Source organism: Telmatocola sphagniphila (assembly GCF_018398935.1).
GTDB classification, from domain to species: Bacteria; Planctomycetota; Planctomycetia; order Gemmatales; family Gemmataceae; genus Telmatocola; species Telmatocola sphagniphila.
The window spans coordinates 6,402,346-6,424,353 of the sequence record NZ_CP074694.1; the positions used below are offsets into that span (position 1 = coordinate 6,402,346).

21 protein-coding genes are annotated in these 22,008 nt (G+C 52.6%); 17 read left to right on the plus strand and 4 right to left on the minus strand.

All coding sequences use genetic code 11. From position 1 onward, the window contains the following. Positions 1–37 precede the first annotated feature (37 nt). Both KIH39_RS25640 and miaB read left to right on the plus strand, forming a co-directional pair. Positions 38–1,264 (plus strand): HEAT repeat domain-containing protein, encoded by a 1,227-nt coding sequence (locus KIH39_RS25640; RefSeq protein WP_213496886.1) that lies wholly within the window; start codon positions 38–40, stop codon positions 1,262–1,264. A 25-nt stretch (positions 1,265–1,289) separates the two neighbouring features. Next, positions 1,290–2,762 (plus strand): tRNA (N6-isopentenyl adenosine(37)-C2)-methylthiotransferase MiaB, encoded by a 1,473-nt coding sequence (gene miaB / locus KIH39_RS25645; protein ID WP_213500615.1) that lies wholly within the window; start codon positions 1,290–1,292, stop codon positions 2,760–2,762. Here miaB and KIH39_RS25650 read toward each other — a convergent pair whose 3' ends face one another. Next, a complete protein-coding gene (locus KIH39_RS25650) occupies positions 2,763–3,635 on the minus strand; it encodes a hypothetical protein (RefSeq protein ID WP_213496888.1) in 873 nt (290 codons plus the stop codon). 88 nt (positions 3,636–3,723) lie between these two features. Between KIH39_RS25650 and KIH39_RS25655 the strand changes: the two genes are divergently transcribed. From KIH39_RS25655 to KIH39_RS25690, 8 genes are all read left to right on the plus strand, one after another. Then, entirely contained in the window at positions 3,724–4,449 is a 726-nt protein-coding gene (locus tag KIH39_RS25655) for an RluA family pseudouridine synthase (protein ID WP_213496890.1), read from the plus strand. Then, a complete protein-coding gene (locus KIH39_RS25660) occupies positions 4,446–5,477 on the plus strand; it encodes a glutamate cyclase domain-containing protein (protein WP_213496892.1) in 1,032 nt (343 codons plus the stop codon). The genes KIH39_RS25655 and KIH39_RS25660 overlap by 4 nt, the downstream gene beginning before the upstream one ends. Further along, positions 5,474–6,253: a putative hydro-lyase gene (locus KIH39_RS25665; protein ID WP_213496894.1), complete on the plus strand. Its 780-nt coding sequence runs from the start codon at positions 5,474–5,476 to the stop codon at positions 6,251–6,253. Before KIH39_RS25660 ends, KIH39_RS25665 begins: the two co-directional genes overlap by 4 nt. 127 nt (positions 6,254–6,380) lie before the next feature. Further along, positions 6,381–6,869: an RNA polymerase sigma factor gene (locus KIH39_RS25670; RefSeq protein ID WP_213496896.1), complete on the plus strand. Its 489-nt coding sequence runs from the start codon at positions 6,381–6,383 to the stop codon at positions 6,867–6,869. Next, positions 6,845–7,246 carry a hypothetical protein gene (locus tag KIH39_RS25675; protein WP_213496898.1) on the plus strand — a complete coding sequence of 134 codons (402 nt, stop codon included), beginning with the start codon at positions 6,845–6,847 and terminating at the stop codon, positions 7,244–7,246. Before KIH39_RS25670 ends, KIH39_RS25675 begins: the two co-directional genes overlap by 25 nt. Before the next feature lie 21 nt (positions 7,247–7,267). Then, positions 7,268–8,671, plus strand: a complete 1,404-nt coding sequence (locus KIH39_RS25680) for a hypothetical protein (RefSeq protein WP_213496900.1) — start codon at positions 7,268–7,270, stop codon at positions 8,669–8,671. A gap of 151 nt (positions 8,672–8,822) precedes the next feature. Beyond that, positions 8,823–9,479, plus strand: coding sequence for a hypothetical protein (locus tag KIH39_RS25685; RefSeq protein ID WP_213496902.1), 657 nt, complete (start codon positions 8,823–8,825; stop codon positions 9,477–9,479). 150 nt (positions 9,480–9,629) lie between these two features. Next, on the plus strand, positions 9,630–10,607 hold the full coding sequence (locus KIH39_RS25690) for a hypothetical protein (RefSeq protein WP_213496904.1): 978 nt from the start codon (positions 9,630–9,632) through the stop codon (positions 10,605–10,607). A gap of 15 nt (positions 10,608–10,622) precedes the next feature. Here the strand turns inward: KIH39_RS25690 and KIH39_RS25695 are convergent, their stop codons facing one another. Next, complete coding sequence (locus KIH39_RS25695; protein WP_213496906.1) at positions 10,623–12,002, minus strand: amidase; 1,380 nt, start codon at positions 12,000–12,002, stop codon at positions 10,623–10,625. A gap of 67 nt (positions 12,003–12,069) precedes the next feature. On the opposite strand from KIH39_RS25695, the gene argC reads away from it, so the two are divergent. The 3 genes from argC to kbl are packed head-to-tail and all read left to right on the plus strand — an operon-like array spanning position 12,070 to position 15,034. Beyond that, on the plus strand, positions 12,070–13,083 hold the full coding sequence (gene argC / locus KIH39_RS25700; protein ID WP_213496908.1) for an N-acetyl-gamma-glutamyl-phosphate reductase: 1,014 nt from the start codon (positions 12,070–12,072) through the stop codon (positions 13,081–13,083). Positions 13,084–13,097: 14 nt separating this feature from the next. Further along, positions 13,098–13,847, plus strand: coding sequence for a DedA family protein (locus KIH39_RS25705; protein ID WP_213496910.1), 750 nt, complete (start codon positions 13,098–13,100; stop codon positions 13,845–13,847). After that, positions 13,844–15,034: a glycine C-acetyltransferase gene (gene kbl / locus KIH39_RS25710; protein WP_213496912.1), complete on the plus strand. Its 1,191-nt coding sequence runs from the start codon at positions 13,844–13,846 to the stop codon at positions 15,032–15,034. The genes KIH39_RS25705 and kbl overlap by 4 nt, the downstream gene beginning before the upstream one ends. 69 nt (positions 15,035–15,103) lie before the next feature. On the opposite strand, the gene KIH39_RS25715 is transcribed toward kbl, so the two are convergent. Both KIH39_RS25715 and KIH39_RS25720 read right to left on the minus strand, forming a co-directional pair. After that, positions 15,104–15,835, minus strand: a complete 732-nt coding sequence (locus KIH39_RS25715; RefSeq protein ID WP_246539430.1) for a response regulator — start codon at positions 15,833–15,835, stop codon at positions 15,104–15,106. A gap of 5 nt (positions 15,836–15,840) precedes the next feature. After that, positions 15,841–17,088, minus strand: coding sequence for an ATP-binding protein (locus tag KIH39_RS25720; RefSeq protein ID WP_213496914.1), 1,248 nt, complete (start codon positions 17,086–17,088; stop codon positions 15,841–15,843). 517 nt (positions 17,089–17,605) lie between these two features. On the opposite strand from KIH39_RS25720, the gene KIH39_RS25725 reads away from it, so the two are divergent. The 4 genes from KIH39_RS25725 (at position 17,606) to floA (ending at position 21,973) form a co-directional block, all read left to right on the plus strand. Continuing rightward, positions 17,606–17,977: a diacylglycerol kinase gene (locus tag KIH39_RS25725; protein ID WP_213496916.1), complete on the plus strand. Its 372-nt coding sequence runs from the start codon at positions 17,606–17,608 to the stop codon at positions 17,975–17,977. Positions 17,978–18,115: 138 nt separating this feature from the next. Further along, on the plus strand, positions 18,116–20,308 hold the full coding sequence (locus tag KIH39_RS25730) for an NfeD family protein (protein ID WP_213496918.1): 2,193 nt from the start codon (positions 18,116–18,118) through the stop codon (positions 20,306–20,308). Between the two features lie 21 nt (positions 20,309–20,329). Then, on the plus strand, positions 20,330–20,854 hold the full coding sequence (locus KIH39_RS25735; protein WP_213496920.1) for an NfeD family protein: 525 nt from the start codon (positions 20,330–20,332) through the stop codon (positions 20,852–20,854). A gap of 129 nt (positions 20,855–20,983) precedes the next feature. Beyond that, a complete protein-coding gene (gene floA / locus KIH39_RS25740; RefSeq protein ID WP_261353373.1) occupies positions 20,984–21,973 on the plus strand; it encodes a flotillin-like protein FloA in 990 nt (329 codons plus the stop codon). Positions 21,974–22,008 lie beyond the last annotated feature (35 nt).

Below are 22,008 nucleotides of genomic sequence, written 5' to 3' on the forward strand. Positions count from 1 at the left end.
GTATAATAGCCGGAACAAACTCTCTGGAGTCGATAGCATGTACCCGCGTACTTTCTCTCTCCTGTTGATTCTCTTCGGTGCCACGCTTCTGACCGCTCAGAACCCGGCCTCCCAGTCCCCGGGGGACTCTTCCGCACCGGCTAAGACTCAGACTCCCCCCGCCAAATCGGGAAACGATAGCGATTCGATGAAGAAGGAGTTTAATCCTCCATCAACCAATTATCCCAAGGATTTGAATGGTCGCGGGCCCGAGTTCTTTGCCCGGGAAGCGCGGGAATCGAATGACCCCAGCATTCGCGAAGCCGCCATGCGAACCCTGGTGGTATTCGGTCCGCCGGCCCGCAAATTCTGTGGCTCCGCAATTATACACGGTCTGACCCAGGATAAAGACCTCAGCGTTCGCATGGCGGCCCTCTACGCTCTGCAGAATTTGGGACTGGATGAAGATAAAGACATTGAAACGGCAATTAAGACTGTCTGCGAGATGCTCCTTTCACCGCAAATGTACACCCGTTACGAAGCCACCCTGGCGATCGCCTCAGTTGGCAGCAAAGCCAAAAAGGAAGCCCTCGATAAACTGATCAAGCTCTCCGACAAGACCATGCCTTCCTGGCAGTTACGCCGGGCAGCGGTTGCGGCCATCGGTCGTGTCGGCTACGATGATGGCAAGGGGTTTCCCGATGCCATGGCCTTGCACTCGCTGATTCTGGCGTGCAACGATAGTTCTTATGTCGTTCGCAAAGAAGCCATCCAAAGTTTGATAATTCTGGCAAAAACGACCGTACCGGCAGTTGATTCGGCCACAGTGGTTCGAACACTCATCAATCGCGTGAAGGAAGAGAAGGACGCGGGTACTGCGACCTGGGCTCGGGCGGCGATCGTCTGGTACGAAGGGCCCAAGCTCAAAGCCGATAATCCTCACCTCGTTGCGCTCATTAAACAATTGAAGGATTCCAATCCGATTCAACGCTACGAGGCCTATTTCGGCCTGGGTACCGCCGGTCGATACATCGGCATGAAGGTGAAGGATTTGATGGAAGCGGTAGAGCAGGAGAAAGAAGATTCCAATGTAGGGATGGGAGTTTGGGCGTTAGGGAACCTGGGAGCCGCCGGGGAACCCGCACTGCCGTTACTGAACCGAATCGCTTCCACCCACAAGAACGAAGATGTCAAACGAGCCGCTAACGATGCCATCAAGTACATTAACGCTCTGAAGGGTACCTCACCGACAACGCCGGAAAAGAAGGATCCCAAGAAGAACTGATTGCTGAAATTCGTATCGTATGGGTATGTCCAAGAAGCTTTACATAGAGACTGTCGGCTGCCAGATGAACGTTCTGGATAGCGAACTGGTCGTTGGTGGTCTGCGTCGCGATGGCTATGAACTCACCCACGAAGCCGTCGACGCCGATGTGATTCTGTTCAACACCTGCAGCGTCCGCGAGCATGCCGAGGAGAAAATCTACTCGGCTCTCGGCCGTCTGGTCGGGCATAAGAAAAGCCATCCCGACAAGGTCATCGGGGTCATTGGCTGCATGGCCCAGAAGGATCAGGAACTGATCCGTCGGCGGGCACCTCACGTCGATATGGTTGTAGGAACCGGTCAATTAGGTCAAATTCCCAGTCTGGTCAAAGTAGTTCAAGAGACCCGACAGCCGCAATACGCTTTAAGTCTCGGTCGGGCGGAAGCCGGCAAAAAAGATGTCGAGGCCAGCTTCGAAAGTTACGATCCGGTTCGCGATCCTTCCATGCGGCCGACTTCCTTCCAGGCCTTTGTCCGCATACAAATCGGTTGCGATAAATTCTGCACCTACTGCGTCGTTCCCAGCACTCGAGGACCCGAGCAAAGCCGTCACCCCAATCAGATTTGGGGTGAAGTCAAGCAACTCGCAGACGAGGGATGTAAGGAAATTACACTTTTGGGGCAGACGGTCAACAGCTACGAGTTCGAGCATGGCGATGGCCGCCGCACACGGTTGAGTGATCTGATTGCCGGGATGCACGAAGTTCCGGGCATCGAAAGAATCAAGTTTGTAACCAACTATCCGAAAGACATGACCGATGATCTTTTGGATGCCGTGCGGGAATTGCCGAAAGCGGTGAAATACCTGCACGTGCCCGTGCAATCGGGCTGCAATGAAGTTCTGAAACGCATGAAGCGCATGTATAGCGTGGAATTCTACCGTGAAATGCTGCAGCGTTGCCGGGAGAAAGTTCCAGGAGTGGCGATTTCCAGCGATTTCATAGTCGGGTTTTGCGGTGAAACCGAGGAAGCATTTCAGAAAACCTGCGATCTAGTGCGCGAATCCCGGTTCAAGAATAGCTTCATATTCAAATACAGTAAACGCCCGGGCACCAAGGCCGACGATCTCTATCCGGATGATATCCCGGAAGAGGTGAAGAAGCGGCGTAATAACGATCTGCTGGCGATTCAGAACGCGAACAGTCTGGCCGACCATAAATCCAAAGTGGGCGAAACCGTTTCTGTGCTGGTGGAAGGGCCGAGCAAACTTGGAATGAAGCAGACCTCTGGCCCGATTCAGCTAGCCGGCCGGTCGATGACGGATCACATTGTTGTTTTTGACGGGAACCCGCGGTTAATCGGCCAGACCATCGATGTAAGGGTGCACGAAGCCAGCCCGTTCACTCTTTATGGTCAGGCAGTCACTACCGATCTGCAGAAAACCGAAACCTGGAGTGAGCCAGTCAGCTATCCCAAAGATCCGGCGAATGATCGTCGCCTGGGATTGCCGCTGGTCTGATCATTCCTCGCGATTCGATCGTCGGCTGACGACGGCCTGATTGACCAGGGAATTCGACGCAGCCCGCGGCGAAGGATCTTTGCCCATGCTCATCTGTCGGGCCTCATTTTCCATTCGACCCGCCTTCAGCAGCAGGATTCGCTGTCGACCTTCTTTGCCCTCACCATAAGCGAAGGAGCGATAGCCGACGGTGTCCTCGCGCAGCGGACTGGTACCGATGATAATATGCTCGTCCGGATTCAAGGAGATCTTCCAGGAGAGGTTCGTCAACTTATTCGACATCTTGCTGGCCGCCCAGATTACATAGCTGCCGTTCTTACGATCCAGACTTTGAATCTCGGGAGTAAATTCGAGAAGGATTTTGTCTTCCCCGTCTTTTTTAGCTGTGAAAAGAATGCCGAAATCCGCATCGAAGAAGGTCGTCTTGCCGCCGTCGGGTGCTTCGAGACCCGGAATCAGCAGATCGCACTTGGGTACTGGTTTGCTAACTACGAGTCGGAATTCGCTATCGAAGTAGAGTCGGCGCTGACGATGGCCGACATCGGTTTGTGGGTTGGCAATCATCGATTGCAAGGAAGAAGGCAGCACGTTTCCAAAGCGCCCTACGCGATAGCCGTTGGATTCCACAGTGGCGCGTTTTTCGACTTCGACAACCTGCTCGTCGGCGTCCGCCCAAATTTCCTTATCGAGTTTGAGATCGGCCATCGGCCGTTCGATGAGCGCGTATTCAATGAACAGGGCATTAGGGCCTGACGGACCGGCCGACTGCCGGAAGCGATCCAGCCAATCCGATGGCCGAGTCGATTTAGAGTCGAGACAACCCGTAAGGCTGGTGCAGAATAAGAGTGCAGCCAGCAATCCTTGCCAGTTCATACGAACGTCCTTGTCCGTCTAGTGAGGGGTGCAGCAATATCCGCGTTTGCGGCTTCTGTCAATTCCGGAATGCTAGAATGAGAGTACTATGCAATTTGCCGGCCTTCTCGAAATTGTCTACGAAGACAACCATTTGATAGCCGTGAATAAACCGGCCGGCTGGTCCAGCGCGCATTTTGACGGCGAAAATGATTCGTTGGATCAATTGGTGAAGCTGCACTTGAAAGAGAAGTACGGTAAACCGGGTAATGTTTTTTTGGGAGTGGTACATCGCCTGGATAAACCGGTGACCGGCGTGCTACTTTTCGCGAGGACCTCCAAGGCCGCCGCCCGTCTCTCGGAGCAGTTTCGGGAGAACACCATTGTGAAAAAATATTGGGCCGTCGCCGAAGTCGAAACGGGCCAAAAAACTTCTCTCAGCACTGAGCTTGTAGGGACTCTGGAGGACTGGCTCTTTCACGACGATGCGAAAAAATTGGTCCGCGTGGTGGAGAAAGAGATACCCGGAGCGAAGTTGAGTCGGTTGCATTACTTTCAAAAAGCGCTCTATCAGGAAAAAATCTTTTTTGAATTGGAACCTCAGTCCGGCCGAAAGCACCAGCTTCGCGTACAACTGGCCTCCCGGGGTTCACCGATTATTGGTGATCGGAAATACGGATCCCGTTTTACTTTTGGTGATGGAATAGCCTTGCATGCTCGGGAACTGACGTTCATCCATCCTATTCGGCATGAACCGATAACGCTCCGTGCGGAGTTGCCGAAGATCTGGAGGAGTTCCTTCGCCCATCTTTTACAAGAAGCTAAGCTGCTATGACTTTTTTCGATCAGATACTCAAGGCGATTCAGAAAGACCCGGGGAATCGGGGCTTGGCAAAAAATCCAGAACGCAATTTATTCAACCAGTTTCCCAACGATTTCCAGGGGGCCTGCCAGTCGATTGCCGAGAATCTGAAGCCCCGCATTATGATAGTGACGGGCTTTATCATTCCCAGCGTATCCCCGCCCCTCGGAGAAACCGACGGACCGCTAGGCGCTGTGTTTCTGAGCAAGACGTTAACAGAATTAGCCATTCCGGTAGAAATCTGGACCGATTCATTTGCCATCTCGGCTATCGCGGCCGGTTTGGAAGTCCTGGGACTAAAAGAGGAAATCCCACTGCAAGGAATTCCGACCAAATTGAAGAAGGAGCACTACTCTCGCCTCGATAGCTTCACCCATATTATCGCGCTGGAACGAGTCGGCCCGAATCATGTGACCGATTCCATTCGTAATCAGCAGCAGGCGATTCTAGGACACCAGAAGTGGTTGGCGCAAGGTTCACCTCAGGCTTCCGCCATTGAGATAGCCGCGTTCGAGAATGCGGTCGAACCGAAAAAACGCAATTGCTGCTATACCATGCGCGGGCAGGACATCACCGAATTGATGCAGCCCGCCCATTTGCTGATGCCCGAAGCGGAACAGGAAAAGCGGCCGGTGACCATCGGTATCGGCGACGGCGGCAATGAGATCGGCATGGGGAAAATGCCCTATTCGATTATTGCCGAGAACATAACGCAAGGCGGATTAATCGCCTGCCGGGTGCCCACGGATTATCTGATCGTGGCCGGGGTAAGCAACTGGGGCGCGTATGCTCTGGCGGCGGGAATCGGACTGGCTCGAAATGCTAATGCGGTCGAGCTATTTCATGCGGAGCTGGAGAAGGAAGTTCTCGAAAAGATGGTGCGTCAGGGGCCACTGGTCGATGGTGTTACCGGAAAGAAAACGCCGACGGTCGATGGTCTGAGCTGGGAGCAATATGTGGAACCATTTAATGAGATTCGAACTATACTATCAGAATTATGAACTCCCGCTATCTCACCGGATTGGATGTTCGCCGAGCCGCCCGCAATGGGCTGCTCACCTCCCCCACGCCGGGACTGGCTCCTGGTTTCGTTCAGGCCAATCTGGTGATCGTTCCCAAAGATCTCGCCTTCGATTTTCTGCTCTTCTGTCAGCGCAATCCCAAGCCTTGCCCGCTTCTGGATGTCACCGAACCGGGCGATCCCACCCCGCGAAACCTCGCGCCCGGGGCCGATCTTCGAACCGATCTGCCGGGTTATCGGATCTACCGACAGGGCGAGTTGGTGGACGAAGTGACCGATGTCACTCCTTACTGGCAGAGCGATCTGGTTTCGTTCCTGATTGGCTGTTCATTCACATTCGAGAATGCTTTACTCGTAGCGGGGCTGCCGATACGGCATATCCAGCAAGGCCGTAACGTACCGATGTATCGGACCAATATCGACTGCCAGCCGGCCGGTCGTTTCCATGGCCCGATGGTCGTTTCCATGCGGCCCATGACGCCGGCTCAGGCGATTCAGGCGACTAATATTTGTGCTCGTTTTCCGCAATCCCATGGTTCACCGATCCATTTTGGGGATCCGACGGCCATCGGGATTCACAATCTCGCGCATCCCGATTATGGTGAGGCAGTCGATATTTTCCCGGGGGAAATTCCCGTCTTCTGGGCCTGCGGCGTGACTCCACAAGCCGTAGCGGTGGCCAGCCGACTACCGTTTTTGATCACCCATAAACCTGGTCATATGTTTGTGAGCGACAAAAAAGAGACAGCGGGATGAGTCTCGTTTAAATGTGTTTTCAAAGTCCATTGTTTCATTTCGCGATAAGCTGTCCTCTTCCAAAGTATTTCCTTTTTTTCGGGCTGAGTCTGGGACAGCCGCTCTGCGGTGTCGTTCTTGTTTCGTCATGACTGCAAACGAGCTGGGAAGCCTGATTGATCGACTGGCGGGGCCGTTATCGCTCTATGCCCGACAGTGGGTCGATTCGCCCGAGGACATCGTCCAGGAAGCATTCCTGCGCCTGGTTGCGAAACCGCCGTCCGAAGAACTTCTGGTTCCCTGGCTCTACCGGGTGGTTCGCAATGCGGCGATCGATTCGCTCAAAATGTCGCAGCGTCGAAAGCAGCGGGAGCAGAAGCACGCCCAGGGCCGTGGCTGGTTTGTCGAGCAGAACGTCGAAGGACTCGATGCGGAAGTAGCTGTGAATTCGCTGAAGGGTTTACCGCTGGAGCAACGGGAAATCATCGTGGCTCATTTGTGGGGTGGTCTGACGTTCGAACAGATCGCGAAGTTGACCGATAGTTCGTCGAGCACCGTGCATCGCTCTTATCAGGCGGGGTTAGCCGAGTTGCGAGTGAGATTGGAGGGCCTATGTCCGATGAAACCGAAAAGTTGAAAGGCCTGCTGGGATTTACTCCCCAGTCGGCGGGTATCGATCGGGATGCCATTATTTTTGCGGCGGGTCGAGCCGCGGCCAACCGATCTCGACACTGGAAATACATCGCATCGCTTTTGGCTGGAACTCAGGCTCTTACTTTGGCTTTGCTGATGGTGCCCGCGAAAGTTCCGCAGGGCACGGTTGCACCCGTGAATACTTCCAATCAAGAACTTGTTAAGGGGCAGACTGAGTTGCCAATTCCCGATCCAAGTGCCTTCTGGGTTTTGCATCAGCATGCTTCCGATGGAACTGTAGAAGCAACAAATTTCACGGCCGATTCGGTATCTTCCGAGGCGCCGCTTTCGATGCGGAGCCGACCAGAACAGATTCAATAATTTTTGTAACGAGGAATCTCGATGAAAAAGCTTTGGCTATGTATGGCGATCCTGATGCTTTATGCGAATTTCGCATCGGCTCAAGCGGATAAACCCATTCCGGATTTACACGTGCCGCTGGTAATCGTACCGGCGAAGACTCCCAAGCCCGCCCTGAAATATACACTTCTGCCAGATTACAACGAAATGACTTCTGGGGACGCGCTGGGTTCTTATTTAAAAAGCTTTGCGGAACAATCGAATCTCTATTTCAGCGCGGCCGGTGAGAAAGAATTCGAGAAATACGAAACCGCTAAGTTAACCGAGCTTCCAGAAGCGGCAGCAACTTTTGGCGGCAAGAGTCTCACGAATGCCGATTCGGCCGCACGGATGGATCACATCGATTGGCTGAGCGTGACGCATCTGAAACGAGATGGCATTCAAACTTTACTACCCGAAGTTCAACAAATGAGAAGGCTGGCGAGGGCATTGAAAATTCGGGCTCGGGGACAAATCAATCAGAAAAAATATCCCGAGGCGATTGAAACGATCAAAACAATGCTCGGCATGGCCCGTCACATGGACCAACACCCGACAGTCATCGGTAATCTGGTAGGCGCTGCCATGGCCCTGGTGGCAGTGCAACCTTTGGAGGAGTTCACCACCGAACCGAATACGCCGAATCTTTTCTGGGCTTACGCCTGGTTACCGAAGCCGTTAATCGATTTTCACAGGGGAATCGATAGCGAACGCTACACCTTGAACTATGAATTCGGAAATTTGATGGATCCGGATCTTGTGTGGAATGAGGAATTGATTGAAAAAGCGAATACCAAGTTGAAGGTGCTTCTTCCGTTGATCAGCGATGAAAATTTCAAAAAATCAGAGAAGGTTCCGGCGACGCTCAACTGGATTTCGGAGCGATGGAAAGATGAAAAATTTCTGGAAGGATGCAAATCTCGATTGATCGAACTGGGATTGGACCCCAAAAAGGTAGCAAAATATCCCAAGGAACAACTCGTTTTCGTAGATCAGATCAAAAAATTCGAGATCTATCGGGATGATCAGATCAAATATGCGAAGCTCCCCAGTGCTCAGTTTGTGAAATTATGGTCCCAACCCAAAGGTATGAAGGAAGGTGAAGATCTCCTTACTCAGGCCTTCATCGGTTCCTATGGGATTCTGTCCCCTTATAGAAACGCCCAGTTGCGAGTCGCCCAGCGCTTTGCTCTGTTGCAAGTGATTGAAGGACTGCGAGAATATGCGGCCCTGCATGAGGGGAAATTACCGTCCGCGTTGTCCGAAGTCGATCTGCCTTTACCAAACGATCCTATCACCGACAAGCCGTTCAACTACGAGCTGAAAGAGGGTAAAGCGACCCTAAAAGGGACGAAATTTAATGAGCGTTTCCAGCTCGTGATTTATGAACTGGAAGTTAAACACTAAATCGTCTGTAATCTTTACAACGGATCGGCGGAGTCCCCCCGCCGATTTTTTCGTCATATTCTTTTCCAAGCCCGTTGGTTTGATTCAAATACGCGCTAAAATCACTAGTCGGTAAACATTTGCTGTGTACGGACTTGGATGGTTCAAGGCGATGTGGAAATTTCCGGAATCTCAACAGGGTGACAGTGGCATCCGCCCGATGCTGAAGCTGGGTGTTGCGGCGCTCACCTGCCTGATCTTTGTCTCAGCGACCACCGCCATCAGTCGGTTTGGCGGAAATCTCGGGCAGGAAAAGAAGGAGACTTTTCCGCAGCAGGTACTCATCATTCGCCACGCCGAAAAGCCATCGGCCGATATGGCTTCGTCTCATTTGTCCCAGCAAGGCACGAAGCGGGCCGAGCAACTTTTCAATCTCTTCGATAAATCGAAGAAACGGCCTAATCCTTTCCCGACACCCGATTTCATTTTCGCGGCCCGCGACTCTAAAAACAGCACTCGACCCTCCGAGACCGTAACTCCATTGGCAAAAAAATTGAATCTGAAAATCGATGGTCGGTTCGGCAACGAGGATGGGGCAGATCTCGCTAAGCTGATTTTCGGTGATCAGAAGTACGCCGGCAAAGTCGTGCTACTTTGCTGGCGGCACGGTTCCATTTCGCAGCTGGCCAAGCACATGAAAGCCGCCAATGCACCGGAAAGCTGGAAAGACGAAGTCTTTGATCGTGTTTGGCAAATCACCTACGAGAATGGAAAAGCGATTTTCAAAGACCGACCTCAATCGCTGATGGATGGCGATTCCTCCAAATAGATTTCTGAAGGCCCATTCGTCCACAAATCGTCATCTTGAATAAAAATGCTCTTTTTTTGTTGATTTAATCTCGCCCTGGGATTATTTCGCCCGCACCACCTTCGATACCGCTTTTTGAATTTCCTTTACGAAATCATTCTGGAACGAAATATGAACTCCCGATTCTGCTTTCTATTGATGACCATATTGACTTGGAATATCGGTGTTTTGACTGCTCAGGAACTGCCGAATTCAGGCTATCGATCAGCGGTCTACCCTGTAGCCGACTTGATTTGTTCTCCTCAGCCTTCGACTGCGAACGGAAAGCCTACCACCTGCGAGCAGCAATTGATGGCTCGAATTCAAAAAGAAGTAGCCCCAACCAGCTGGGGAGTTACCGAAGACTTTGCGACGATGGTTTACGATGCCAAGACCTTCTCCCTGACGGTGCGACAGACCGAGGCCGCTCATAAACAGATCGCGAATTTGCTGAAAGAACTCGAGCGAGGGCAAATCGCGATTGAAATGCGAATTGTGAACTGCTCAGAAAAATCTGTCGAAAAACTCGGGAATCTGGCACCGAATTGGACGACGAAGGAGGGTATTACTTACTCCTTCATTGATCTGCAGCGATATTATCGCCTGCTCGATGGTCTCCAGGCCGATCCGACTACCAACTGCATGCAATTCCCAAAAATTACTATGTTCGAGGGGCAAACGGGACATATTTCTCTCGAGGATCAGATCAATCTTAAGCTCGTACCGAGTTTGTCCAAAGATAAACGGTTGATCACGGTGAAAACGCAATTGAGGTTGAAAGCCTCCCCAGATGAAAAAGATTCCTCGAAGGAATTATCTCTCGATGCGGTTACTAAATTGCGCGATCAGCAAACTATCGCTTTTCTTCTTGGCACGGTTCCGGCGGAAATCAAACCCGATACCTTCACTGCTTTCACACGTTTCATTTCTACAGATCGGATGCTCGGTAAGCAGAAAAAGCTTTTCGAGAATCGCTATATCATTGCCGTGATGACCCCCCGTCTGATCGATGAAGAAGAGTCGACTTTTGAAGTGCGGTCGCTCAAAGGAAAACTGGAATCAGTCGAGGACGGAAAATTTCCCCCACTGACCCCTCCCAAAGCCAAATAAGCTTCGATTTTTCCACTAAATCGGCAGCGGCGGTCGTTTGAATCCGACCGCTTTTTCGAACTGGGCGGCAAACTGAACTAGGGCCCGATCGGAAAGCAACGGCCCGACCAATTGAATCGCTATAGGAAGACCCTCGCTACTCCAGGCGATGGGTAACGAAGCGGCCGGCCAGCGAAGAAAGCTCCAGGGGTTCTGAAAGCGATTATCGCCCGTCGTTTCCATTCCGGGCGGCAAAGTCGAGGTGGCCGGGCAGAGAATCACATCGCACTTATTCGGTCGGAAGAAGTAACTTTCGCCCGCTTTACTCCAGTCAAAAAAAGTATTGTAAAAATCATCGAAGATTTTCTTGTACGATTGATCTTCCGACTGCTCTTTCCCCTCTTCCAGGAATTCTCGTATACGCGTCGGATACTCCTCGGGATGCTTCCGGTAGCGCTCCTCATGATAGGAGTAAGCCTCCGAAAGCATCAAACCGCGATGCGCGGGGAGAATTTCGTGGAAATGGGCCGGTACGCGCACTTCGACAATCTGAAAAGAATCCGACTGCAAAGTATTGCATAATTCGTCGATCGCTTTGGTAATCTGCGGATAGCAATCGGTTTCGAAAAAGCCTCTTAATCTTCCGACTCGAATTTGCCTGGGAAGTGCCCGGGAAGCCAGATTAAAATTTTTATCGATGGCTTCGTAGATCAGCGATACATCTTCCAAAGTCGAACCAAAAAGACCCAGGGAATCGAAGGAACGAGCCAGCGGCAGAGCCCCTTCCAAATACGGCCAATAGATTTCATCGGAATCTTCGTCGTACGACAGTCCGGAGAGTTTCAGGGATGAAATTCCACAGAAACTGGCAGGGCGAATCGTCGATCCTCCTGTCTGGCTGCCTATGGCTCCCAGACACATACCAGCGGCCACCGCCGCGGCTGAACCACTACTCGAACCTCCTGGCGTTCGATTCGGATTCCAGGGATTGCGTGTCGGTGCCGGATCCAAAAAAGCGTAAGGTGTAGTATGCGTTTTACCCAGAAGCACTGCGCCCGCATATCGCAGTCGGTTCACCACCCAGCTATCTTCCCGTGCGATGCTGGTCGCCCAGCGCGGTGAACCACACGCCGTCGGCCAATCGGCCACATCGAAAATATCCTTGATACCGAATGGAATCCCGGCAATCGGGGAGGGATCCCGCATGGACTTGGGATTTTTCCTCCGTTCGTTAAGGACGACTTCCGCTGCCATGGCGAACTCCCGGGCATCTTCTTCGAAAACATGTACCCAGGCGGAAATTTTCGGCTCATGCTCTCGGATTCGCTTCAGGCATTCCTCCAGGATTTCGAGGGGACGTATTTCCCCCGAGGCCAACAGGGGTCGAGCTTCGGTAATAGTTTGGGGGATGTTCATCCGGGAACCTTCGTGCGACAGCAATTCTCATACTATATCGAAGTCGAAATTTTTTAGGGTGAGAGACATGACCAAGGTTGCGATTCTCGGGGGCTCCGGTTACACGGCCCTGGAGTTGATGAAGATATTTCTTCGCCATCCAGAGGTTCAGATCGAAGCGATCACCAGTCGGGATAAAGAGTTCCCGCACATAGCTGACGTGCACCCCAGCCTGGCCAAAAGGCTCGACATCCGCTGCGAGGTGTTTGATGCCCGCAAATTGAAAGATCGGGGAGTCGATTGCGTTTTTGGCTGTCTGCCACACGGGGCCAGTGCGGAGTCGATCAAGCAAATATTGCCTTTAGGAATGCGCGTCGTCGATCTCTCGGCCGACTACCGGTTGCGCTCGACCGCAGAATTTCAGAAGTATTACGGGGAACCGCATCACGACATCGCGAATCTGGCAGACGCTGTCTATGGTTTCCCGGAAGTATACGGCGACAAGATCACCGCCGCGAAGTTGATCGCCAATCCGGGCTGTTACCCGCAGACCGGCATCATTGGCTTACTGCCTCTGGTGGCCGCCAAAGAAGTCGATTTAAAGAATATCATCATCGATTCGAAATCCGGGGTAAGCGGGGCCGGGCGGACTCCCAAGCTCAATACACACTTCCCGGAATGCAATGAAAACTTCAGTGCTTATAACGTCGGCAAACATCGCCATACACCGGAGATCGAACAGACTTTGGGGGATGTGGCCGGGGAGACGGTTGAAGTGATTTTCACGCCGCACCTGGTGCCGATGGATCGGGGTATGTTGAGCACGATTTATGCGGTTCCCAAACGGAGCTTCACGGAACCCGAACTCTATGAAATGTACCGGGCCTATTATGCGAGCAATCCCTTCGTCAGAATTCGAGAAGCTTTGCCCACCACCAAGGATGTGACCTTCAGCAACTATCTGGATATTGCACTCCGGGTAGTCCGGGGTAAGATTGTGATTCTGGTTTGTATCGATAACCTGGTGCGCGGGGCGAGCGGTGTGGCCGTGCAGAACTTCAATCGAATGTTTGGTTACGTGGAAACAACCGCTCTCATATAATCGGAAAGGATTTCATGTCCGAGTTGCTGCAACAGATCGAGGATGTTCTGAAGGCGGTGATGCCGTTCAATTCGCAAGGGCATTTTGTCGGCTTCGACAGCGATGGCCTGATGCAGACCCTCGCGAAACCGGAAATCACGCTGTTCTCGATGATTGCTCTCGCAATCATCGCCTTGCTGGAAACCGGGCTTTTCTGCTTTTTTCTTCCCGGCGATTCGCTTTTTGTAACAGCTGGGCTGGTAGCCTATAACAGCGACTGGTCTCTGCTGAAGCTCATTCCCATTCTGATTTGCGCCTCGATCATCGGCGATTCCAGTGGGTACTGGATCGGACGAACGATAGGTTCTTCCCTGTTCCGTGGAAATGACTCGTTCCTGTTCAAGAAAAAGCGACTGGAAGAGGCCCACGCGTTCTTCGAAAAGTACGGCGGCCGTTCCATAATCGCGGCCAAGTTCGTTCCGATCGTCCGGACCTTCGTTCCTCTTGCGATTGGTATGGGCCGAATGAATTACTGGCGCTATCTCGCCTGCAGTAGCCTGGGAGCCGTCGCTTGGATCACCAGTATGGTCCTGTTGGGGTATTCGTTGACTCCCTGGCTCGATCCACTGATGCAGAGCATCTTGGGGCCCGAGTTTCAGGTGCGCAAACACCTTGAAAAGGTGATCCTTCTGGTTGTATTTCTCTCCGTAGCCATTCCCTCGGTGATCGTCTGGCTTAAGAAGAAAAAAGAATTGAAACCATCAATTGTGACGGAAAGTGTATGAGTACCACGAAAATTGCTGAATATCTCAAGGGCCAACTCGAAGGGCTGAAGCAACAGGGTCTTTACAAGAAAGAACGGTTGATTCAGTCCCCTCAGAACTCGGCCATTCGGGTGAATGGCAAAGAAGTTATCAACTTCTGCGCCAACAACTATCTGGGATTGGCCAATCATCCCGATATTGTCGCGGCTGCCAAGCACGGGCTCGAACACTACGGCTACGGGCTTTCCTCGGTACGCTTCATTTGTGGAACTCAGGAGATCCATAAAGAACTGGAACAAAAAATCGCCAAGTTCTTTGGTAAAGAAGACACGATTCTTTACATCTCCTGCTTCGATGCCAACGGTGGACTTTTCGAACCGCTACTGGGGGAAGAAGATGCCATTCTTTCCGACGAACTGAATCACGCCAGCATCATCGATGGCGTACGGCTGTGCAAGGCAAAGCGATTCCGCTACAAGCACAACGACATGACCGATCTCAAACGTTGTCTGGAAGAAGCCAAATCTTGCCGCTTCAAGATGATCTTTTCGGATAGCGTGTTCTCGATGGACGGCGATCTCGCCAAGCTTCCGGAAATCTGCGATCTGGCCGATCAGTACGATGCCATTGTCGCCGTGGACGATTGTCACGGCAGCGGCCATCTCGGTAAGGGAGGCCGTGGGGCTGCGGAAGAGCTAGGCGTTTTGAATCGGATCGACATTATTACCAGTACTTTGGGCAAGACTCTGGGTGGGGCTTCGGGTGGCTTCACCACCGGCAAAGCGGAAATTGTCGACTGGCTTCGAAATCGTTCGAGACCTTACTTGTTCAGCAATTCCATTCCTCCGCTACTAGTCGCGGCCGGGATTAAGACTTTGGAAGTGATCGAAAAATCGACCGATCTTCGAGACCGCGTGCAAGCGAACACCAAAAAGATGCGCTCGGCCTTGGAAGGGGTTGGTTTCTCGATCAAACCCGGACCGACACCCATTCTCCCGGTGATGCTCGGGGATGCGGCTCTGGCGACCAAGATGGCCGAGAAATTACTGGAACATGGTATCTATGTGATCGGCTTCAGCTATCCGGTAGTACCGCACGGGCGGGCGCGGATACGCATGCAGATCTCCGCAGCGCATACCGATGCTCAGATCGATCAGGCCATTGCCGCGTTTACGCAGGTCGGTAAAGAGTTGGGAATTTTGAAGTAGAAAAGTTCGGCTGATCGGGTCGGGGGGCTACGGGGCAATTCCGACACGATCAGCGGAAAATCGGCTCGATTAGTTCAATTCTTTTTTCTGGGGCTGGATGGATTCGAAAAGATCCGCCAATCGCAGGCCCAAAGCCAGGCTGATGCGATATAGCGTTTCGATCGAAGCGGAGTTCTTGCCCAGTTCGATCTGGGAGAGATAACCCAGGGAGACGCCCGTTTTGGCGGACATTTGCTGGAGGGTGAGCTTCAGCAGCTTTCGCCGGTCGCGGATGACGTTGCCCAGCGATTCCCGAAGAGCTTCTTCGGTCATCCGGAGCAAGCCCTTGTTTTCCAGGCAGCGGACGACGAGACTTCGCAGGTGTTCCATCTGGAACGGCTTGGTCATGTAGTCGTAGGTGCGTGCTCGCAGGCAATTGAGCGCACTTTCCAGTGTCGGATAGGCCGTGACAACGATGACACTGGCATCCGACTGGTATTCCCGAATCCAGGAGAAAACCTGGTCCGGATTCAATCCCGGCAGGACGTAGTCCATCAGGATGAGATGATAGGGTTGACCCTTGAGCCATTCTTCTGTGTGGCTGGGATCGGAAAGCGTATCGATAACGAATCCCTGGTCTTTCAGCATGGTTCGCATCAGATTGCAGGTCTGGGGATCGTCGTCGAGGATGAGCAGTCGAATTTCGGAAGCGGCCAGAAAATCGCCGAGTCCGGATACGTGAGCCTTCATAGGTCTCGAGTCGAGCATCCCGTTGTTGGCGACAGCGCCATTGATCGGTGGCTCGGCCAGATTAAGAGACATTTTGATTAACCTCCAGTGGTGTGCGCTACTTCACGGTTTACCGCCGACGTGTTGCGCTTCCGTCCGGCAGCAAGCGGCACGACCACTCGGGCCGTCGTGCCTCGGCTGGGCTGTGAGTCCAGGCGGATACCCGCGCGGTGGACCCTTAAAATCCTGTAACAAATGGGCAACCCCAACCCCCGGTGTCGGGGTTTGGTTGTTACAAACGGCTCGTGGAAGAGACGAGGTAAAATATCTTCCCGAATACCGGGGCCTTCATCCGTGATAGTAAACTCGACGTAGGGGCCTGGCACTGGGGAGCCGAGAAAATCGGCATGTTCGGCCAGGGAAAGCTCAATCAAACGGGATTTCACGGTAACCGTGCCAGGCTTGGGGGAAGCCTCGACGGCGTTATCGATCAGCGAACTCAGTACCAGTTGAAGGGAACTGGCTTCCAGGGCCACTTCCAGCGAAGCTTTCTCGACATCCAGGACGATATCGGGGTGTTTCGCTTTCTGTTTGTTCAATACATCCTTCGGGCAGGTCGGCACCGGTTTGACGATCCCACTGCGACTCAAATGGTGCAGTTGCTGGGTGAAAACCAGGCCTCGATTCCCCGCCGTGAGAATCTCCCGCAGGAATTCGCCTAATTGCGACTCCGCGGACACCATACTCAACGAGAGCTCGGCAAAGCCGGTCACCCCCGTCAATATGTTGTCGAAATCGTGAGCGATGCGGCCCGAAAAATGGGCGGCGTCACTCAACCTTTGATCCAACCGGGCCGATTCCCGGCTCAGCGATAGCTTTTCCCGCACTTCATGCGAACGGCCAATATACATAACCGCCAGTTGAAAGTGCTGCTCTTGTTCTGGCGTCCAGTCCAGATTCCGCTGGAGCCAGATCAGAACTCGGCTCTCACCTGCCACAATCTGTGTAATACCCCGCCAATTTTTGTGATTCGGCAAAGTCTGCGGTTCAACCGTCGGCGCTTCGAGACAGACCGCTTTGAGTTCCTCGGGAGAAGGAAGCTTCGCTTCCGAACCCATGGCCCGTTGACACATCAGAGTTGTGCCAATCGGCTGTAAGCTCAAGATTCCGGCCTCTTCCGCCAGGAAAAAACGAACTAGCAGTCTCAGCGAACGATCGAGATTGGCGGTTTCCAAATCTCGAAAAAGCGATAATAATTCCGTTGAATGCATGTCGCTGTTCAACCGATCCACTAAAAGCTCATCCACTTCCGCGGGCAATCGGTTTGCGGGGTGGCGATATTTCACGTTATGCCGAGAGAACGAATTTTTCTGCTACAGGGAACCTAGTTCGCTGGCGCATGAAGTCAAATCCGGAAAATTGAATCGATCATAATGAATTTTTAGATCAGAGAATGTAAGCTGCAGGCGTAATTCGTCTCGAAGAAAAAGTTTGATGCGATCTTTCCGAATGCAAAATCATGTATCCCGGACTCCGGATTCCGGAGCCTCCCCTTGAAACATGGAGGGACAAATTCTGAACCAGACTTGGCCACATTAAGGTACTTAAGCGGTTCGAAGGCAACTATTTTGGATTCATTTTTAAAATGGTTTTTCCCACCGGCGAATACCTAACAGAGGTTCCTCCGTTTTCAACCCAATAGGACATACTGCTTTTATCAGGGAACAGTAGTGTCGACCGCTCTGAGCGGAGGGCGTTCATTCGCTTGCGGGGATAGCGGGATTGCAAATAAATTGTGAAGATTGAGTTTGAACTTCTGCTTTTGGGGATCAAACAGGACTATTTACCTGCTACAAAATAGTCATGCCATACCCAAAACGACCCCGGACCTGGTGGAATAAATTCCGTGAAGCTGTCACGGGGATGCTTTATGGATTCCGTCACGAAAAAAGCTTTCGGTTTCAGGTGCCCACGGCCACGGCCTGCGTGCTCTTGGGTATTTATCTCAAGCTGGAAAGTTGGGAGTGGTGTGCCGTCACTCTTTCCATTGGTTTGGTCCTGACTGCCGAGATGGTGAATACGGCCATTGAAGCGGTTTTTCATGGGCTCGAAGAGGAAACTCGCTCGCGCTGGAACCCTTGTTTGGATATTGCGGCCGGTGCGGTTCTAGTAGCAGGGATAGCAGCCATCACGATCGGTATAATTATCTTCGGTAAACATCTGTCGAACCTTTGAATTTGAATGTGACCTCAAGCTCGACCGCGCTATTCCGTAAGATAGCAGAACCTTTGACACTCAAATCGAACTCTATGTATAATGCCAATGTCTGGGTCCGATTGGTCGGCAATGCGAAGCCGAATTAGGGAACCTATCATGCTCTGGAAAATCGGTGCTTTGGCCCGGGTAGGCCTATTACTAGCAATTATCGCCGGCGCGACCTCCTTCGGAGTATCGCGGCTCCAGGCTCAGGATATAGCTAAAGAATCGCTTTTCATTACCGTGCCCAATCCGATCACCGGGACTGCGGTCGAGCAGATCAAATCCTCGCTAGAAAAGATCCGGACGCAACCGAATACTCGCCTCGACACCGTCGTTTTCGACTTCAACCCGGAAGAGAAAGAGGCCTACTCCAACTCCTACGGCGTGTGCTACGAACTGGCGAACTACATCCGCGATCTGGGCCTGAACGGGACTCGAACAGTCGCTTTCCTCCAGAATAAAACAACTGGCCATACGGTTCTCCCGGCCATTGCCTGTACCGAACTGGTCATGTCCGACAACGCTTCCATCGGCCAGGTGATCGATTCCAAAGCGGGAATGCTTCAAAAAGAACAGCTTGACTACTATCTACAGGTGGGACGGAAAGAATTCGAAGGTCTGATTCAGAAGATGCTCGACAAGAACACGGAAGTCGTCCGGGGCACCCGCAATCAAGCCACGATTTTCTTCGACGGCCGAAAGAAAAATGACCCGGCATATGCAAATGTCTTTAACGTACAACCCGTCGCTGAGATGAATCCCGGCTCCGTCGAACTCTACACCGCCAACCGGGCCAGAACCTACGGCCTATGCACCGTTTCGCTCCCTAATAGAGCGCAAGTCGCCGAATGGTACGGCGTCAACCTTCGCGGTGACTTTAATCCCAACCGGCCAGCCAAAGCCTGTAAAATCGATGTGGCCGGGGCCATCGATACGGCTTTCCGGGACAAATTGCACCGCCAGCTTATGGAAGCGGTCCGCCGTAAGGAAAACACGATATTCCTGATCATGAATTCCGATGGCGGCGGCGATGCCAAGATCGCCTATGAAGTCGCCGAGGAACTCTCGAATCTCATGGATTCCGAGAAGCTGCCGATTCGGACGGTGGCCTATATTCCCCAGCGGGCACCCGATCTGGTCAGTGTTCTGGCTCTGGCTTGCTCGGAAATCGTCATGTTCAAAGGCAGTCAGCCGGAGAATGAAGCGATTTTGGGAGATTTTGAGAACTATCTGAATAATCCCAATGTGGTAGATGGCGGAGCCGCCGACTTTCTGAAGAAAAACCTCCCTGTCTTGTTGAAGGCCCGTGGACTGCCGGAAATTCTGGCGGCGGGACTTTTGAACAAAGATCTCGAAATCTATCGGGTCAAGAACCAGAAAACGGGAGCCCGAACCTTGATGTCCAAGCCGGAATTCGACCAGAAGAATGCCGATGCCAAGGACTGGATTCGCGAAGGGACTTTGAAACAGCCGGGCAATTATCTGAAGCTAAATGCCACCCAGGCCAAAGAACTGCGCTTGGCTACCCACTTGGTAGAGAATCGGGATTTCAAGGATGTGATGGGCAAATATGGCTTTGAAGATGTCCGCGATGCCCAGCCGCACTGGCTGGACAACCTGGCGGCCGTTCTCCGTCGGACCGAGGTTTCGGCATTACTTATTCTAATTGGAATTGCCGGCTTGATTCTGGAATTGAAAGTTCCCGGCTTGACCATTCCCGGAATTGTGTCCGCGATCTGTTTCCTGTTGTTCTTCTGGGCCCAGTCCCACTATGGAGGACAGATTCTCTACCTGGCAATCGCGCTGTTTATGCTGGGTATAGTGCTCATAGGGATAGAAATATTCCTGTTTCCCAGTGGAGTGTTAGGAGTCAGCGGCGTCATACTGATAGTCGGCGGTTTGGGACTCGCTACTATCGACCATATTCCCCAGACTAATGAAGAATGGGTCGAGTTCGGTGGTACTCTCAGCGCTTTCGGCGGTTCAATGATTGGCTCTATTTTCGTGGTAATGCTGGTGGGACGATTCCTGCCAAAGCTGCCATTTGCTAATCGAATGGTATTGGTACCCCCAAGCGATAAAACTGACGCCGATGCCGATCTGGCTCAATTGCCGGGGGTGGAACAAGCGGTGGCTTTGCTCGGTGCGGTCGGTGTGGCGACTTCCACACTCCGTCCGGCGGGACTGGCGAAATTGAACGATCATTACGTCGATGTGGTGACCGAAGGGGACTTCATTGATGTGGGAACTCCGGTACAGGTAATCGAAGTCGAGGGAACCCGCATTGTGGTTCGACGCGTCGGCTGATCCGAAACAAATGGATTGCGGATGGATAATGTAACTTTGGCGTTCGTGCTCATCGCCTGCGGCTTGCTGCTGATGATGGCGGAAATGTTCATGCCCACCGGGGGCATTTTCTTCATATTTTCCGCTGGCTGTATCCTCACTGGTCTCACACTCTCGTTTCTCTATGGGGAAACCTATACAGGTATCGCTACGCTGATTGCGGTTTTTGTGCTGGTACCCGCCGTTTCTGCGGGTATGATCTATTGGTTCCCAGCCACGGCCATGGGCGACCGCCTGCAGCCTCCTACCGAAGAGACCAGTATCGCTCATATGGCGGGTCTTCAAGAATTGGATCAATATAAAGGCCGAGTTGGGAAATCCTCCTCCGCTCTCCGGCCTTCCGGGGTTGTCGATTTCGATGGCAATCGAATCGACTGCGTGAGCGAGGGTATGATGATAGAACCCGGACAGTGGGTTCGCTGTATCGATGTGAAATCCGGCCGGGTGATAGTCCGGCAGATTGATAAACCTGCTACGACAAAATTCGAACACCCCGACTTCGAATAACAAATAGTCAGATCGTAGAATTTGACCATTTCGAATGAGTCCTGAAAGGAACGCACCGTGAGTTTAATCCCCCTGTTCGCTGCTGACCCTCCCAAAGGCGATTGGCTCAGTGGTGACAAATCGTACTGGTTGATCATCGGCGCCGTGGCCATTCTGATCGGCATCTTCATGCTAATCATTTTCTTCAGCTTCGTCCGCCTCTGGATCCAGAGCGTTCTGACCGGAGCGAAAATTCGTTTCTCCAGTCTAATCGGCATGAAGTTGCGAAACGTGGATTATGGGATGATCGTCCGCCAGAAGATTGCACTTGTGCAGGCGGGTGTGAAAATTACCACCGAAGATCTCGAATCTCACTTCCTCGCACGTGGTAACGTTCCAAAAACGGCGACGGCCGTGATTGCCGCTCACAAAGCGGGTATGGATTTGCCCTGGCGGATCGCGGCTGCCATCGACTTGGCCGGTCGTGACGTGCTGGACGCCGTGCGAACCTCGGTGAATCCCAAGGTTATCGATTGTCCGGATCCGACCAAGGGCCGCAGTTTTTTGGACGCTGTCTGCCGCAACGGGATTCAGCTTCGTTGCAAAGCTCGAGTTACGGTTCGAACCAAGCTCGAACGGCTCGTCGGTGGGGCGACCGAGGAAACGATTATTGCCCGCGTTGGTGAAGGGATCGTTAAAGCGATCGGTTCCGCCGATGATCACAAGCAGGTTCTGGCCAACCCGAACTTGATTTCCCAGACGGTGCTGCACAATTCACTCGACGCCCAGACGGCATTCGAAATCGTCTCCATCGATATCGCGGATATCGAAGTCGGCGAAAATATCGGTGCGAAACTGCAGACCGACCAGGCCGCCGCGGATTTGCGAGTTGCTCAAGCCGAAGCGGAAAAACGCCGTGCGGCTGCTGTGGCGCGTGAGCAGGAAATGTCCGCGCTCGTGCAGGAGAACCGGGCTAAAGTGGTGGAAGCCGAGGCCGCGGTTCCGCAGGCGATTGCCGCGGCATTTCGCGACGGCCGAATCGGTATCATGGAATACTACCAGATGAAAAACCTGCAATCGGACACCGACATGCGTTCCAGCATTGCCGGGGTACGCAACGATTCCAACAACAACCGCTAGGACGGTCGAATGCGGCAGTCCTGTTTCTTCGCTTG